Annotated in this window: 16 protein-coding genes and 1 pseudogene; 4 read left to right on the top strand and 13 right to left on the bottom strand. The window is 71.0% G+C overall.

Features of this window, described 5'->3' with window-relative positions; translation table 11 throughout:
- Positions 1-11: 11 nt before the first annotated feature.
- Positions 12-105, top strand: a pseudogene (locus ACSQ14_RS03580) (hypothetical protein); the annotation flags it as partial.
- A gap of 14 nt (positions 106-119) precedes the next feature.
- Here ACSQ14_RS03580 and ACSQ14_RS03575 read toward each other — a convergent pair.
- Positions 120-1493 (bottom strand): PLP-dependent aminotransferase family protein, encoded by a 1374-nt coding sequence (locus ACSQ14_RS03575; protein ID WP_436009801.1) that lies wholly within the window; start codon positions 1491-1493, stop codon positions 120-122.
- An 81-nt stretch (positions 1494-1574) separates the two neighbouring features.
- On the opposite strand from ACSQ14_RS03575, the gene ACSQ14_RS03570 reads away from it, so the two are divergent.
- The gene (locus tag ACSQ14_RS03570) at positions 1575-1994 is read left to right on the top strand and encodes a DUF983 domain-containing protein (protein WP_436009799.1); all 420 of its coding nucleotides are present in this window, start codon (positions 1575-1577) and stop codon (positions 1992-1994) included.
- A gap of 6 nt (positions 1995-2000) precedes the next feature.
- Here the strand turns inward: ACSQ14_RS03570 and ACSQ14_RS03565 are convergent, their stop codons facing one another.
- The 5 genes from ACSQ14_RS03565 to ACSQ14_RS03545 are packed head-to-tail and all read right to left on the bottom strand — an operon-like array spanning position 2001 to position 5698.
- Complete coding sequence (locus ACSQ14_RS03565; RefSeq protein WP_436009797.1) at positions 2001-2702, bottom strand: glutamine amidotransferase-related protein; 702 nt, start codon at positions 2700-2702, stop codon at positions 2001-2003.
- Positions 2699-3931: a CCA tRNA nucleotidyltransferase gene (locus ACSQ14_RS03560; RefSeq protein WP_436009795.1), complete on the bottom strand. Its 1233-nt coding sequence runs from the start codon at positions 3929-3931 to the stop codon at positions 2699-2701. Before ACSQ14_RS03560 ends, ACSQ14_RS03565 begins: the two co-directional genes overlap by 4 nt.
- Positions 3928-4560: an NUDIX hydrolase gene (locus tag ACSQ14_RS03555; RefSeq protein WP_436009793.1), complete on the bottom strand. Its 633-nt coding sequence runs from the start codon at positions 4558-4560 to the stop codon at positions 3928-3930. Before ACSQ14_RS03555 ends, ACSQ14_RS03560 begins: the two co-directional genes overlap by 4 nt.
- Positions 4557-5144 carry a DUF1285 domain-containing protein gene (locus tag ACSQ14_RS03550; RefSeq protein ID WP_436009791.1) on the bottom strand — a complete coding sequence of 196 codons (588 nt, stop codon included), beginning with the start codon at positions 5142-5144 and terminating at the stop codon, positions 4557-4559. The genes ACSQ14_RS03555 and ACSQ14_RS03550 overlap by 4 nt, the downstream gene beginning before the upstream one ends.
- A 41-nt stretch (positions 5145-5185) precedes the next feature.
- Positions 5186-5698, bottom strand: coding sequence for a GNAT family N-acetyltransferase (locus ACSQ14_RS03545; RefSeq protein WP_436009789.1), 513 nt, complete (start codon positions 5696-5698; stop codon positions 5186-5188).
- 209 nt (positions 5699-5907) lie between these two features.
- On the opposite strand from ACSQ14_RS03545, the gene ACSQ14_RS03540 reads away from it, so the two are divergent.
- Positions 5908-7161, top strand: a complete 1254-nt coding sequence (locus tag ACSQ14_RS03540; protein WP_436009787.1) for an MFS transporter — start codon at positions 5908-5910, stop codon at positions 7159-7161.
- Between the two features lie 106 nt (positions 7162-7267).
- On the opposite strand, the gene ACSQ14_RS03535 is transcribed toward ACSQ14_RS03540, so the two are convergent.
- The 5 genes from ACSQ14_RS03535 to ACSQ14_RS03515 all read right to left on the bottom strand — a co-directional run bounded on the left by ACSQ14_RS03535 (position 7268) and on the right by ACSQ14_RS03515 (position 10103).
- Entirely contained in the window at positions 7268-7747 is a 480-nt protein-coding gene (locus tag ACSQ14_RS03535; protein WP_436009785.1) for an N-acetyltransferase family protein, read from the bottom strand.
- Entirely contained in the window at positions 7744-8517 is a 774-nt protein-coding gene (locus ACSQ14_RS03530; protein WP_436009783.1) for an enoyl-CoA hydratase, read from the bottom strand. The genes ACSQ14_RS03535 and ACSQ14_RS03530 overlap by 4 nt, the downstream gene beginning before the upstream one ends.
- A gap of 123 nt (positions 8518-8640) precedes the next feature.
- Positions 8641-9093 (bottom strand): thioredoxin TrxC, encoded by a 453-nt coding sequence (gene trxC, locus ACSQ14_RS03525; protein ID WP_436009781.1) that lies wholly within the window; start codon positions 9091-9093, stop codon positions 8641-8643.
- Between the two features lie 98 nt (positions 9094-9191).
- Entirely contained in the window at positions 9192-9659 is a 468-nt protein-coding gene (locus ACSQ14_RS03520; RefSeq protein WP_436009779.1) for a MarR family winged helix-turn-helix transcriptional regulator, read from the bottom strand.
- A gap of 186 nt (positions 9660-9845) precedes the next feature.
- Positions 9846-10103, bottom strand: coding sequence for a GlsB/YeaQ/YmgE family stress response membrane protein (locus tag ACSQ14_RS03515; protein ID WP_436009777.1), 258 nt, complete (start codon positions 10101-10103; stop codon positions 9846-9848).
- A 202-nt stretch (positions 10104-10305) separates the two neighbouring features.
- Between ACSQ14_RS03515 and ACSQ14_RS03510 the strand changes: the two genes are divergently transcribed.
- Positions 10306-10644, top strand: a complete 339-nt coding sequence (locus ACSQ14_RS03510; protein WP_436009775.1) for a hypothetical protein — start codon at positions 10306-10308, stop codon at positions 10642-10644.
- Positions 10645-10768: 124 nt separating this feature from the next.
- Here ACSQ14_RS03510 and ACSQ14_RS03505 read toward each other — a convergent pair whose 3' ends face one another.
- Positions 10769-11851: a tyrosine-protein phosphatase gene (locus ACSQ14_RS03505; RefSeq protein ID WP_436009773.1), complete on the bottom strand. Its 1083-nt coding sequence runs from the start codon at positions 11849-11851 to the stop codon at positions 10769-10771.
- Between the two features lie 58 nt (positions 11852-11909).
- Positions 11910-14210: a TonB-dependent receptor gene (locus tag ACSQ14_RS03500; RefSeq protein WP_436009771.1), complete on the bottom strand. Its 2301-nt coding sequence runs from the start codon at positions 14208-14210 to the stop codon at positions 11910-11912.
- Positions 14211-14240 lie beyond the last annotated feature (30 nt).

Genomic DNA, 14240 nt, shown 5'->3' with positions numbered 1-14240 from the left:
GCTAAATCCGTCATCCCGGCCGGAGCGCAGCGGAGAGCCGGGACCCAGGGCGGCGCGCACCGCCCCTGGGTCCCGGATCGGCCCTTCAGGGCCGTCCGGGATGACGAGCTAGAATTTCCTCACACCACCGTGCGCCTGGGCGGCGCGCCGTCGGCCAGGGCGTCGGCGAGCGAGCGCAGGGCGCGGTCGAGCACTCCGCGCTGGCTGGGCCCGCCGAGCGAGATGCGCGCGCCGGACGGGTGGTCGGGCGCCGTCGCGAACGCCTGCGCCGTGACCAGCGCCAGACCGCGCGCCTGGGCGGCCAGCTGCAGCCGCTCGGCCGAGGCGCCGGCCGCCAACGGCAGCCAGACGTGGATGTTCTCCGGCCCGCCTTGGGCCAGCGGCAGCGCCGCGGCCGCCAGCGCCCGGCGCGCGCGGGTCTCCGAGCGAACCGCCGCCAGCAGCGCCTCAGCGGCGCCTTCCTGGATCCAGCGGGTCGCCACCGCCGCCATCAGCGGCGGCGGCATCAGCGCGGTCGCCCGCAGGGCGTCGGCGACGCGCTCGGTCCAGGCCGGCGGGCAGACCAGATAGGCGATGCGCAGGCCGGGGCTGAGGCACTTCGCCAGAGTGGCGACGTGGAAGGTGCGCTCCGGCGCGAGCGCGGCGATCGCCGGCGGCGGCGCCTGCAGCAGCCGGCTGTAGGGGTCGTCCTCGACGATCCAGATGTCCGCGGCGACGGCCTGCCGCGCCAGCGCCTCGCGCCGCGCGGGCGGCAGGGTGGCGGCGGTCGGGTTCTGCATGGTCGGCACCAGGTAGAGCGCCTTCGGCCGCTCCCGTCGGCACAGCGCCTCCAGAGCCTCGGGGATCAGCCCGGCCTCGTCGGCCGGACAAGCGATCAGCCGCAGGCCCAACTGCTGGGCGACGCCGAGGAAGCCGGGATAGGTCAGCGGCTCGCAGACCACCGCGTCGCCCGGCCGGCAGATGGTCGCGAACACCGCGGCGAGCGCCGCCTGGGCGCCCGGGCTGACCAGCAGCCGATCGGGCGCGACTGGACCGAGCGTCGGCTCAAGCCAGCGGCCGCCCGCCGCGCGCTGGCCGGCCGTGCCGAACCCCGGGTGGTAGGCCATCAGGATGCCGGCGTCGGCGCGCTCGAGGATCGCCGCCGTCGTCTCGCGCAGCAACCGGCCGAGCGACAGCCCCTTCGGCGGCGGCGGCAGGTTCATGCTGAGGTCGACCAGCCCCGGGTCGTCGTCGTCGGTCCGGGCGCGGACGAAGGTGCCGCGGCCGACCGCGCCCTCCACCAGGCCCTGCGCCTGGGCCGTGGCGTAGGCGCGGGTCACGGTGGTCAGGTCGACGCCCAGCCGCTCGGCCACCGCGCGCTGCGGCGGCAGCCGGTCGCCGGGCTGCAGCTCGCCGGCGCGGATCGCCTGCTCCAGCGCCCGCACCAGCGCCAAGTAGATCGGCCCGTCCTGGCCGCGCGCGCGATCCAGCCAGCTTCCCTCGGTGACAGCCACCCTTGCACCCTCGCCAAGATTCCATACAATATCTACGTAATGTATGGATTGCGTCCAGCATTGTATGGAAGGGTCGCTGGGATGACCACCGAGTTCAAAACCCCGTCGAGCATCAGCGCAGGGCTGCGCTGCCGCTGTCCGCGTTGTGGCGAAGGCCATGTGTTCAGCCGGTTCCTGACCGTCGCCGACGCGTGCGAGGCGTGCGGGCTGGACCTGAAGTTCGCCGATCCGGCCGACGGCCCGGCCTTCTTCGTGATGACCGGCGTCGGCATCCTGGTGACCGCCGTCTGGGCGATCTGGGCGGTGGTCGCGCAGCCGCCGATCTGGGCGCAGTTCGCCGTCGTCGCCCCGGCGCTGATCGGCGGCTGTCTGGCGACGCTGCGGCCGGTGAAGGCCTGGCTGATCGCCGAGCAATATGTGCACAAGGCCGAGGAAGGCCGCTGGCGCAGCGTCGGCGCGCACGGCAAGGCCCCGGAAGGCTACAACCCCCGCGGCTGGTAGGCCGGCTCAGCCCGCGGTGCGGGCGAGGAAGTCGCGGATCCAGCCGCCGACCCGGGCGCGGTCGTCGGGCGCCTGGTAGCTAGCCACCGCTTGGTCCGCCTGCTGGTCGCTGAACAGCTTGCCGCGGCGGTTCTCGATCAGGGCGATAGCGTAGTCCGGCTCGAACTCCGGGTGCAGTTGCAGCGAGATCGCCGGCTGGTCGCGGTAGGCCAGCGCGCCGAACGGGGTGAAGTCGCAGGCGGCGAACACCTCGGCCGCCGGCGGCTTCTCGACCACCTGGTCCTGGTGCGACCCCGGCAGCCGGATCTGGGCCACCTCGTCCATCCAGGGCTCGCGGCGCAGCACGTCATAGGTCTGCTCGCCGACGCCCCAGCCCTTCGGCGACTTGATGACCTTGCCGCCGAACGCCTGGGCCATGACCTGATGGCCGAAGCAGATCCCGACCAGCGCCGCCCGCCCCTTGGCCGCGTTGAGGAAGCCCATCAGCTCGCCGATCCACGGCGTGCCGTCGTAGACGCCGCTGGAGGAGCCGGTGACCAGGTAGGCGTCGCAGGCCTCGGGCCGCGCCGGCAGCTCGCCCTCGTCGACGGCGAAGTCCGCGTACTCGTAGGCGCCCTCGCCCAGCAGCTGGCGGAACATGTCGGGATAGGAGCCGAACTGGTCGACGCCCCGGGGTGGCGCGCCGGTCTTCAGGATCCCCAGTCTCACGCAACCAACTCCTGTAACTTCACCAGCGCCGCGTCGCGGTTAGCGGCGAAGTCGCCGTCGATCCACCAGGCCTCCAGCGCCCGCAGCGTTTCGCCGACCTTCGGCCCCTTCGGCGCCCCGGCCGCCAGCACGTCTGCTCCGCTCACGGGCAGCACGGGCGGGGTCCAGTCGCGGCCGATCGCCAACAGATCCCGCCAGCCGTCGGCCTCGTCGGCTCCAGCGGCCGCCCAGTTCAGCTTCACGCGATCGACGAAGGCCTGGCCGCCAAGCCGGTAAATCGCCGCGTGCGCCGCGTGCGGCGCGAGGCCGGCGGCGAGCTCAGGCGCCGGCTGAAGCGCGGCCGCCAGCCGGTCGCGCTCGGCGTTGGACAGTCGCAGTCGCGCGGCGGTCCGCGCGCCCTCGTCGGCCGCGTCGGGCAAAAGCGCCGCCAGCCGCAGCAGCGGCTGGGTCTCGGACCGCGCCAGCTCCAGGCCGACCAGCGCCTCGAAACGCGCCAGGTCGAGCGGCCCGGGCAGGATCACCGACAGCACCCCGGTCTGCTGCATCAGCCGCACCGCCAGGCGCGGATCGGTCGCGGCGAGCAGCTTCAAGAGTTCAGTGGAGATCCGTTCGGCGGCGAGGCTGGCCACCTGGTCCTTCAGCGCGGTGATCGCCGCGATCGCCGCAGCGTCGGGCTCGCCGCGGCCGTACCAAGCCAGGAACCGGAAAAACCGCAGCGAGCGCAGATGGTCCTCGCGCAGCCGCATCTCCGGATCGCCGACGAAGACGATGCGGCCGGCGCGGGCGTCGGCGACCCCATGCCCGGTCGGGTCGAAGATCTTCCCGTCGCGGCTGGCGTAGAGCGAGTTCAAGGTGAAGTCGCGCCGTTCGGCGTCCTCGCGCCAGTCGGTGGTGAAGGCCACCACCGCCCGCCGGCCGTCGGTCTCGACGTCGCGCCGCAGGGTCGTCACCTCGAGCGGATGGTGCTGGAAGACCGCCGTCACCGTGCCGTGCTCGACGCCGGTCGATACGGCGCGCACGCCGCCGGCCTTCAGCGCCTTGATCACCGCCTGCGGCGTGAGCGAGGTGGCCACGTCGATGTCGGCGATCGGCTGGCCGATCACTGCGTTGCGTACGCAGCCGCCGACGAAGCGCGCGCAGTCCGGTCCGCCGGCCGCCTCCAGCGCGTCGAACACCGCCGTCGTCGCCGGCGCCGTCATCCACGGCAGCTGTCCGAGCGTGTCGGTCACGCGAGCGCCGCGCCATAAAGCCGGTGGTAGAGGCAGCGCAGGATCTCCGCGGTGACGCCCCAGATGAAGCGCTCGTCGTGGACCATGGCGTAGTACTGCCGCGTCCGCCCCTCGCCGAAGTCGTGGTGGTGCACCTGGTGGTTGGCCGGGTCCATCAGGAAGCCGAACGGGGTCTCGAAGACGTCGGCGACCTCGTCGGGATTGGGCTGCAGCTCGAAGCCGTGGCGGATGAAGCCGACCACCGGGGTGATCAGGTAGCCGCTGTGGGTCACCATCGGCGTCGACAGTCCGGCGAGCGAGACGTAGCGGCGGTCCAGCCCGACCTCCTCCTCCGCTTCGCGCAGCGCGGTGTCCCAGGCCGTTTCGCCCGGGTCGCGGCGGCCGCCCGGCAGGGCGATCTGGCCGGTGTGCCGGCGCAGGGTGTCGGCCCGGCGGGTCAGCAGGACGGTGTAGCCGCGCGGCCGCTCGACCAGGCCGATCAGCACCGCCGCCGGCATCGGCGGCCCGTCGAGCATTTCGGCGACGTCCGGCTCGATGTGCACGCCGTCGACCGGCTCGCGGTCCTCCAGCGGGTCCAGGTGATGGCCGATCCAGTCGCGAATGTCCGCCGCCCGCGTGGTCTCGTTCACTGGGCCTGCGCCTCGACCGCGCCGATCGGGAACCAGGCGCCGTTGGAGGCGAGGCCGAACTCGGCGCCGCGCGCCGTCGCCCGCTCCTCGGCGTGATCCACCAGTTCGTAGAACACCGGCCGCGTGATCAGCGCCTCCAGCCCGCCGCGCACGTGGACATAAGGGCGTGGCTCGCCGGCGGCGTCGGTCTCCACCCGGATCGGGTGGTCGGGCCCGGCCTCGACCTCGTCGCCGACATTGGTCAGGAAGCGCAGCGCGCCGTCCTCCACGCGATCCACCCGCACGGCGACGAACGGCGCGTCCTCGACGGCGATGCGCAGCTTCTCGTGCGGGGTGACCAGATAGATCCCGTCCGGATCCCGCCGCAGCACGGTGGAGAACAGCCGCACCAGCGCCTCGCGGCCGATCACGCCGCCCTCGTGCACCCAGGTCCCGTCCTTGCGGATGACGATGTCGATCTCGCCGACGTTGGGCGGATTCCACAGGTGCACCGGCGGCAGGCCGCGGGCCTTCGATCCGCCGTTGGCGGCCTGCGCCGCCGCGACGATGTCTCCCAGCCCCGGCTTGTCCTGCTTCGCGCCCATGGCGGGAAGGTAGGCGGCGCGGGCGGCCGCCTCAAGCCGGCTCAGCGCGCCTCGACGCTGCCGGCGAAGTCCTCGCCCAGTTCGGCGAAGGCGCGGACCAGCACCCGGCGCTGGTCGACCGGGCCGGGCATGCGCACCTGGCGCGCCGGTTCGGCGGCGAAGCCGAAGCGGGCGAAATAGGGACCGTCGCCGACCAGCAGCACGGCCGCCTCGCCGGCCGCCCGGGCGGCCTCGCAGGCGCGCTCGACCAGCAGGCCGCCGACGCCGCCGCTGCGCTGATCGGTGTCGACCGCCAGCGGGCCCAGGAACACCGCCGGCGTATCGCCGACCTGCACCCGCCACATCCGCACCACGCCCGACAGCCGCCCGTCGATCCAGGCGCAGAACGACAGCTCGGGCGCGAAGTCGGCGAACTCGCGCACCCGCTCGGACGACTTCACGAAACGGCCAGGCCCGAAGGCGCGGTCGAGCAGCGCCTCGATCGCGGACTGATCTTCCGGGGTTTCATGAGTGAAGCTGAGCGCGGACAGGCTCGGGCTGGGCTCTACGGACATGGACCTTGGAACTGCGGCGGCGTCGGGAGAGGCCGGCGCAGCGCGCTTCGGCCTTGGGTTCAGCGGAGCGCGCCAGAGGCGCAGGCGGATCTTGATCGTCGCATATGACAGTCTCCGCGCCGGCGGGAGCGCGCGCAGTACGGCCACAAGCCCGGCGCGTCAACCGCGCGGTTGCCGTCAGGCCCGGCGCGCGGCAGGTTCGCGACCCCATGGCTGAGCTCCCCTCCGACGCCGTCCCCTCCGCCCGCGCCCTGCTGAAGGAGCGCGACTATCTGTTGTTCTGGGGCTCGCGCTGGTGCGGCGCGTTCGCCGCGCAGATCCAGAGCGTGGCGCTCGGCTGGCACATGTACGCCCTGGCCCGGCAAACGATGAGCGTCGAGCAGTCGGCCTTCCTGGTCGGGATGATCGGGCTGGCCGCCTTCGTGCCGGTGTTCCTGCTCACCCTGCCGGCCGGCGAGGCGGCCGACCGCTACGACCGGCGGAAAGTGGCGCTGGCCTGCCTGGCCGGCGAGATGGTCACCGCCCTGGTGCTGACGCTGGCCGCCTGGCGCGGCTTCGCCACCCCGGCGCTGCTGCTGCTGGTCGCCGCCCTGTTCGGCGCGGCGCGCGCCTTCTTCGCCCCGGCCAACACCGCCATGGGGCCGATGCTGGTGCCCCGCGAACTTTTGCCGCGGTCGATCGCCTGGAACTCGCTGGCCTGGCAGTCGGCCTCGATCGCCGGCCCCGCGGTCGCCGGGATCCTGGTCGCCATCTCCCCGGCGCACGCCTTCGTCACGGCGCTGATCCTCTATGCGGTCTCGGCGCTGTTCGTCGCGGCGATCCGCAAGAACACCAAGCCCGAGCGCCAGGCCGGGTCGCGCTGGACGCTGATGAAGGAGGGGCTGGCCTACGTCTGGCGCGAGCGGATCGTGTTCGGCGCTATTTCGCTCGACCTGTTCGCGGTGCTGCTGGGCGGGGCCACCGCGCTCCTGCCGGTGTTCGCCCGCGACGTGCTGCATGTCGGCCCCGAAGGCTTCGGCCTGCTGCGCGCCGGCCCGGCGATGGGGGCGACGGTGATCGCCCTGTGGCTCGCCGCCAATCCGATCCGCAGCCGCGCCGGGGGCTACATGTTCGGCGGCGTCGCCGTCTTCGGCCTGGCGACCTGCGTGTTCGCACTGTCGAAGACCCTGTGGCTGTCGGTGGCGGCGCTGGCGGTGCTGGGCGGGGCCGACATGCTCAGCGTCTACATCCGCCAGACGCTGATTCAGCTGGTGACGCCCGACGTGATGCGCGGCCGGGTGGCGGCGGTGTCCTCGGTGTTCATCGGCGCCTCCAACGAGCTCGGCGAGTTCGAGAGCGGCGTGGTCGCCCGCTTCCTCGGGCCGATCGGGGCGGCGCTGTTCGGCGGGATCGGCGCGCTCGGGATCACCGTGCTCTGGGCCCGGCTGTTCCCGGAACTGCGCAAGGCCGACCGGCTGGTCTGAGCCTTTTGAACCGCTCGCCCCGGCGGAGGCCGGGGCCCAGGTGAAGCCCACCAAGTGCTCAGGCTGAATCTGGATACCGGCCTTCGCCGGTACGGACGGTGCTTTTCTAACCCGCCAGCTTCGCCAGCGCCGCGCCGCTGACCCGCCGCACGGTCCAGTCGTCGAGCGCCTCGGTGCCCAGCGCGTCGTAGAAGCCGATCGCCGGCGCGTTCCAGTCGAGCACCGCCCATTCCAGCCGGCCGAGCCCTTCATCGACGCAGCGCCGGGCCAGACGCCGGAGCAGCGCCTTGCCGGCCCCGCCGCGGCGCGCGGCCGGCCGCACGAACAGGTCCTCGAGATAGATGCCGGCCCGGCCCTTGAAGGTGGAGTAGTTGTAGAACCACAGCGCGAAGCCGACCGGCTCGCCGTCGAGCTCGGCGATGTCGCACCAGGCCCGCGGGCTCGGGCCGAACAGGTCGCGGGCGATGTCGGCCTCGCTCGCCTCCACCGCGTGCGACAGCCGTTCGTACTCCGCCAGCTCGCCGATGAAGCCCATGATGGCGGCCGCGTCGGTCGGCGCGGCCGGGCGGATGATCAGGTCGGTCATGCCTGGACCTTCGTGAAGTCCGGCCGGCGCTTCTCGAAGAAGGCGGAAAACGCCTCCTTCGCCTCCGGCGATTTCAGCTGGGCGTAGAAGTGGGTGAACTCCTCGCCGATCCGCTGGGTCAACAGCGCCGGGTCGCGCATCAGCGCCTTGGTGACCGCGACCGCGGCGGGCGGCTGCTGGGCGAGCAGCCGGGCCGCCTCGCGCGCCCGGCCCTGCACCTGGTCGACCGGCACGGCGGCGTTGGCGATCCCCCAGGCCTCGGCGGTGCGGCCGTCGATGCTCCGGCCGAGCGCGAACAGCTCGAAGGCCCGGACGTGGCCGATCCGCGCCGGCAGCAGCAGCGACGAGGCCGCCTCCGGGGCCAGCGCCAGGTTGACGAACGGGCAGGACAGCAAGGCGTCCTCGGCGACGTAGACCAGGTCGCAGTGCAGCAGCATGGTCAGGCCGATGCCGACGGCGCGGCCCTGGACCGCGGCGACCAGCGGCTTTTTGGCGTTGGCCAGCGCCAGCAGCAGCGGCTCGCCCGACGGGGTCTCGGGAACCTGGCCGGCGTTGATCGCGGCGAACTCGGAGATGTCGTGGCCGGCGGTGAACATATCGCCGTTGGCCTGGATCAGCACCACCCGGGCCTGCGGATCGTCATTGGCCGCGTCGATCGCCCCGCCGAACTGCGCATAGATCTCGGTGGTCAGCGCGTTTTTCTTGTCGGGCCGGTTCAGCGTGATCGTCAGCACGCCGTCGGTCTTGTCGACCAGCACCTGGTCGGTCATGCGGGCGCCCTCCTGTCGCGAGCAGCCCTTGTCGCCCGTGCTGGGGCGAGGCGCAAATTCGGGAAACAAAACTTGTCATCCCGGCTCTCCGCTACGCTCCGGCCGGGATGACGGAATATGGTCCTACGCCCCCACCCGCCGCGGCGAAAACCGCTGCGCCCAGGCGCGCAGGGTGGCGGCGTCGGTGACCCCGGCCTGGCGGGCGACGATCTTGCCGCCCTGGAAGACGAACAGCGCCGGGATACTCTGCACGCTGAACTGCGCCGCGAGCCCCGGGTTGGCGTCGACGTCGACCTTGATGAACCGGGCGTCGGGCTCCAGCTCGGCTGCGGCGCGGGCGAAGATCGGCGCCATCGCCCGGCACGGCCCGCACCAGGCGGCCCAGAAGTCGACGATCAGCGGCAGGTCGCTGCTGGCCAGGTGTTTGGCGAAGCGCGGCTGGTCGAGCGCCGCGGGGACCCCGTCGAACAGCGCGCGATGGCAGCGGCCGCACTTGGCCCCGACGCCCAGCCGTTCGACCGGCAGCCGGTTGACGCTGTCGCAGTGGACGCAGACGACGTGCAGGGGCTCGGCCATGATCAACCTCCGCCGATGAAGGTGGCGAGGCGGCGCGCGGTTTTCACGCCGGCGCGGCCGTAGCGGCGATCAAAAATCAGCGAGCGGCGTCGCGATTGCTAGGAATCCGCGCGGTCGGCCCAGTCGCGCTCGGAGAACCAGGTGCGCAGCGCCTTCAGGAACGGCACCGCCTCGCGGAACTCCTCGAGCGTGAAGGCTTCGCGCAGGCGGTCCATCTTCGGACGGATCGCAGCGACCGCGGCCACATAGACCTCCATCCCCTTGGCCGTCACCCAGACCTGCTTCTTGCGGCCGTCCTCAGGGCAGGGATCGATGCGGATCAGGCCGGCGGCTTCGAGCCGCTGCAGGGTGCCGGTGACGACGCTCTTCGGCGCATTCAAGATCTGCGCGATCTCCGCCGGACTGAGGCCCTCGCCTTTCATGTCGAGCACCCGCAACAGCTCGTACTGCGGAACGGTCAGCGTTTCCGGCAGGCACTCGGCGATCTGCTCATGCACCCCGTGGTCGATCAGCCGGATCAGGCCAAAGACCTGCAGGACGGGATGGTCGATCGGTTGCGAGGCCATTCGGAGCCCTTTCGTTCAGCTCCGAACTATCTAGCGATGAGGCCTGCCCGATCAAGCGCCGGACGCCCCCGCCGCGGAACTATCGCCTCCGCGGCGTCGGTTCGGGCGACAGTGCACCATCCCGCCCGTTAGGGGAGCGGGACGTGACGGCGCCGCACGTCGGATCGGAAGAGCGCGGGGGCGCAGCTACGCCCGCCGGCTCCGCACCATGCCGACGATCCACAGCAGGACGATCGCGCCCAGGGTCGCGACCACCAGGCTCATGATCCAACCGTTCGGGCCCATCCCTATCGCCGTTGCGATAAAGCCGCCGAGGAAGGCCCCGATCACGCCGACGATCAGATTCGTCAGCAGGCCGTGGTTCCGCTTCATCACCTTCTCGGCGATCCACCCCGCGGCGATGCCGATGACGATCCAGCCAATGATGCCGATGCCTTGGTCCATATCTCTGGTCCTCGCTGCAATCGGCGCATGAACGCACAAGGACAGTTGAGGTTTCGACGCCCGGCCGCAACCGCCGCCTAAGGCGCAGTCAGATGAACAAATGCAAACAAATCCGCTCCGGCTGCGTTCATGGCCACGGCTGTTTCCTAGGACCATCGCTTCCTGGAAGCGCCCAGTTCAAAACGAAAAGAGGACGTCCCTCATGAAACGTATCCTGCTGACCGTCGCCGCCGCCTCCGCCGTCCTGGTCTCGCTGCCCGTCGCGGCGAACGCCGCACCCTGGCAGTCGATCAACCAGCGCCAGGCGAACCTCGAACGGCGCATCGAGCAAGGCGTGCGGCGCGGCGACCTGACCCGGCCGGAAGCCGTCCGACTGCGGTCTGACTTCCGCGACCTCGAGCGGCTCGAGCGCAACTACCGCTACTCCGGCGGCGGTCTGAGCGGCTGGGAGCGGCAGGACCTCGATCGGCGCTTCGACCGGCTGTCGAACCGCATCTACGCCGAGCGGCACGACCGCCAGGACCGCGTTCGCCGGTACTGACGGCGCCGCTCCGGTCAGCACGCCAGCCTGATCGGAACGGCCCCGGGGGCGGTCGAAAGACCGCCCCCGGCTTGTACTAGGAAGACGCAGGCGGGGCGGTCGCGAGACCGCCCCGCTTTCACGTTCAGACCAGATAGATGCGCCGCAACTCGACGACATCGGCGTCCGAGAGGCCGAACTTCGCCTTGGACAGCGCGACCGGCCCGCCGAACTTCCGGTCGATGGCCGCCAGCGCCTTGCTCATCACCGCCGGGTCGGAGCCCAGCATCACCTCGATCACGTCGCGCGGCATGCGGGCGAAGGCCTTCGCATGCTCGTCGGGAACGCCGGCGGACGGCGCTTGCGCGACCTTCGACAGGTACATCGACGGCGGCGTGTAGACCTGGGTCAGGCCGTAGTCGGCGACCACCGTCTCGCGCGGCACGCCCAGCACCGACAGGATCAGCGCCGCGGCCATGCCCGTGCGGTCCTTGCCGGCCGAGCAGTTGAACGCCAGCGTCTCGCCCCGCTTCAGCCGGGCGAACATGTCGGTGTAGTGCGGCGTCAGCATGTCGACGAACTCGACATAGGCCGTCGCGAAGGTGTCGATCGCCTCCTGCCGGGTGGTGACATGGGCCATCCCCGCCATCGACATCATGTCGTAGTCGGTGGCGACCACCGCCGGGCCGGCCCCCGCCTTCAGGAAGGCGTTCGGCTCGCTCGTCCGCTCCTGCTTGCTGCGGAAATCGCAGACCGCCTGGATGCCGAGGTCCGACAGGTAGCGCATGTCCGCTTCGGTCAGGCCGTTCATCACGCCCGAGCGGTAGATCCGGCCCCAGCGCACCTGCCGGCCGTCGGCCGAGCGGTAGCCGCCGATGTCGCGGAAGTTGCGGCCGCCCTTCAGCGGCAGCAGGCGCTCGGCGACCCGGACCTGGGCGCCGTCCGGCGTGCTGAGCAGGAAGTAGGGCCGCGGCGAAACCGGCGCCGCCAGCTCGGCCTGGGCGCCCTGCAGGCCGGTCTTCAGCAGGCGCATCTTCTGGCGCGGCGCGTCTGCGTCGGACGACACCAGGATCGCCACCGGCCGCTTCTGCTCGGTCCAGGCCAGCCGCACGGCGTCGGCGCCGGTGCGGGTCGCCTCGCCGGTCATCGGCGCCTTGGCGAGCGCGGCCGGCGCGACGGCCAGCACGCCGCCGCCGACGGCGGCGATCAGGAATTCACGACGATCCATAGTTCCTCCGGACATGATGCCCGGGCGGCCTCGTCGCCGCCCGCGCCCTGGGTGAAAATCAGTACTGAAGCTTGGCCTCGACCCCGAAGGTCCGCGGGTCGTTGAAGATGCCGTAGGCGCCGAGGGCCGAGCTGAAGCTCTTCACGAAGAGATGCTCTTCGTCGAACAGGTTGCGCGACCACAGCGACACCTCCAGCGTCGCGGCGTCCGTCAGGCGGATGTCGCTGAGCGCCAGCCGACCGTTGACGATGAAGGAGTCGTCGCTGAGCGTCGGATCGCTCGGGGTGCTGTACTGGCCGTCGGAGTAGTTGCCGTCGAGGTGGGCCCGCAGCAGAGCGCCGAACGCCGGCCGCTCGTAGTCGGCCGAGATGCTGGCTGCGTTCTTCGGCGCGTAGGTCGGATAGACCGTGGCGATGGAATTGGTGAACGGATTGAACGCGTCCGACAGCTCGATGTCGGTGTAGGCGTAGCTCGCCGACAGCGTGAGCCCGTCGACCGGCTGGATCGAGCCGTCGATCTCCACACCCTTAGTCGTGCCGGAGGCGGAGTTCGTCGTCTCCTGGGTGGTGCGGTTGTTGCCGATGATCAGGACGGTGAAATCGACCTGGGCGTCCTTCAGATCGCCGTAGAAGGCGGCGATGTTGAACCGCCCCCGGCGCTCCCAGAACTCGGTCTTCGCGCCGACCTCGAACATCGAGACCTTTTCCGGATCGAACGCCCGGAAGGTCAGCGAACGGGTGTTGCCGCCGCCCGACTTATAGCCAGTGCTCCACTTACCGTAGACGTTGACGTTGTCGGCCAGGTCGCCGGCGAGGACGACCAGCGGGTCGAACCGGTCCCAGCTGTCGTCGAGAGGGATCACGCCCGTGACGCGGACGCCGCTGGCGTCGACATAGCTCGGCAGGGCGCCGTTGACGGTGTCGAGCGAGCCCTTCTTGGCGTCGTGCGTGAAGCGCCCGCCGACGGTCAGGTGCACCCGCTCGTCCAGCACCGGCGGCGTGTAGACCGCCTGGCCGAACACGCCGTAGCTCTCGGTGGTGACGTGGGCCGCTCGGTCGATCTGCACGGCGTTCAGGTCGAGCGACAGCGTCGTGTAGGCGGTGCCCGTCGCGTTCCACTGCATGGTGTTCGGCGCCTGGGCGTTATCCCGCACCTTCTCGTGGTAATAGAAGGCCCCGGCGGCGAACTCGAAGTGATCGAGCTCCCCAATCGCCTGGAATTCCTGGCTGTACTGCTCCTGATTCACCTGCGCGAGGCTGTAACGGGAGAAGGTCCCGTTCGGGAAGAAGGGCGATAGGTTCGGGGCGTTGTCGTACTGGCTCTGGTCGAGCTTGCGGTAGGCGCTGATCGACTTCAGCGTCAGGGTCTCGGACAGCCGCCAGTCAAGGTTGAGGTGGTGGCCCCACGTCTTGCCGACGCTCCACTGCAGCGGGACGCCGACATTCGAGTTCTCGGCACGATCCGGCTGCGCCGGGTTCGCGGGAGCCAGCGGCAGCGAGCCCTTGCTGACGACCTGCAGGTAGTAGGGCGTCGTCGCGTCGTACGAATAGTCGAAGGCGTAGCTGGCGCGGAACGCGTCCGTCGGCCGCCACAGCGCCTGGCCATGGAAGCCCTTCCGGTCGAAGGCGTTGAAGTCCTGCTGGCCTGAGGTGGTCGGGTTCTTCACCGTGCCGTCGCGCTTGGTGATCAAGCCGTCCAGCTTGACGGCGACGTCGTGGAACTCCGGCAGGTTGACGTGAGCTTCGGCCTTGTAGCTGTTGTAGTTGCCGTAGCCAGCGATCATGTCGACGCCGAATTCACCGGTGGGATCGCGGGTGACGATGCTGATCGCCCCGGCTTCGGTGTTGCGGCCGAACAGGGTGCCTTGCGGGCCCTTCAGCACTTCGATCCGCTCCACGTCATAGAGCGCCGAGCCCAGGCCCTGGGCGCGGCCGAGGTAGACGCCGTCGATGTAGACGCCGACCGCCTGATCGCGCGCCGGCTGGTTGGCGTCGCCCACGCCGATGCCGCGCATGCCGATCAGCAGCGCCGAGCTGCGCGAGAAGAAGGGTGCGATCCGCAGCGACGGGATCGCCCCGTCGGAAAGGTCGCCGAGCGACTGGATGTGCCGGTTGGCGAGCGCCTCGGAGCCCATCACCGCCATCGAGATCGGCGTCTCCTGCAGGTTGGTGGCGCGCTTTTGCGCCGTCACGACGACCTCATCGAGCGCAATCGCCTCCGCCTCGGCGGTCGCCGCGGCGCTCGCCTCGACCGCCGCATCGACGTCCGCCGCCCACGCCGGCCCCGCCACGATCAGCGCCGCGGCGCTCGCCAGAAGCCCCGCGCGCCGCGCGAACGAACGTTGAAGTCCCCGTCTCATCACACTTCTCCGAAATCCCCGACCCGCGGT

This window comes from Phenylobacterium sp. LjRoot219 (genome assembly GCF_964252995.1).
Taxonomy (GTDB): domain Bacteria; phylum Pseudomonadota; class Alphaproteobacteria; order Caulobacterales; family Caulobacteraceae; genus Phenylobacterium.
This window is presented reverse-complemented; position numbering and strand designations above follow the sequence as displayed.

Bases quoted from the DNA above. Each gene is read 5' to 3' on its own strand.
- ACSQ14_RS03515 (WP_436009777.1), bottom strand. From the start codon at position 10,103: ATGGACCAAGGCATCGGCATCATTGGCTGGATCGTCATCGGCATCGCC.
- ACSQ14_RS03520 (WP_436009779.1), bottom strand. From the start codon at position 9,659: ATGGCCTCGCAACCGATCGACCATCCCGTCCTGCAGGTCTTTGGCCTG.
- ACSQ14_RS03550 (WP_436009791.1), bottom strand. From the start codon at position 5,144: ATGGGCGCGAAGCAGGACAAGCCGGGGCTGGGAGACATCGTCGCGGCG.
- trxC (WP_436009781.1), bottom strand. From the start codon at position 9,093: ATGGCCGAGCCCCTGCACGTCGTCTGCGTCCACTGCGACAGCGTCAAC.
- ACSQ14_RS03510 (WP_436009775.1), top strand. From the start codon at position 10,306: ATGAAACGTATCCTGCTGACCGTCGCCGCCGCCTCCGCCGTCCTGGTC.
- ACSQ14_RS03545 (WP_436009789.1), bottom strand. From the start codon at position 5,698: ATGTCCGTAGAGCCCAGCCCGAGCCTGTCCGCGCTCAGCTTCACTCAT.
- ACSQ14_RS03505 (WP_436009773.1), bottom strand. From the start codon at position 11,851: ATGGATCGTCGTGAATTCCTGATCGCCGCCGTCGGCGGCGGCGTGCTG.
- ACSQ14_RS03540 (WP_436009787.1), top strand. From the start codon at position 5,908: ATGGCTGAGCTCCCCTCCGACGCCGTCCCCTCCGCCCGCGCCCTGCTG.
- ACSQ14_RS03500 (WP_436009771.1), bottom strand. From the start codon at position 14,210: ATGAGACGGGGACTTCAACGTTCGTTCGCGCGGCGCGCGGGGCTTCTG.
- ACSQ14_RS03535 (WP_436009785.1), bottom strand. From the start codon at position 7,747: ATGACCGACCTGATCATCCGCCCGGCCGCGCCGACCGACGCGGCCGCC.
- ACSQ14_RS03570 (WP_436009799.1), top strand. From the start codon at position 1,575: ATGACCACCGAGTTCAAAACCCCGTCGAGCATCAGCGCAGGGCTGCGC.
- ACSQ14_RS03530 (WP_436009783.1), bottom strand. From the start codon at position 8,517: ATGACCGACCAGGTGCTGGTCGACAAGACCGACGGCGTGCTGACGATC.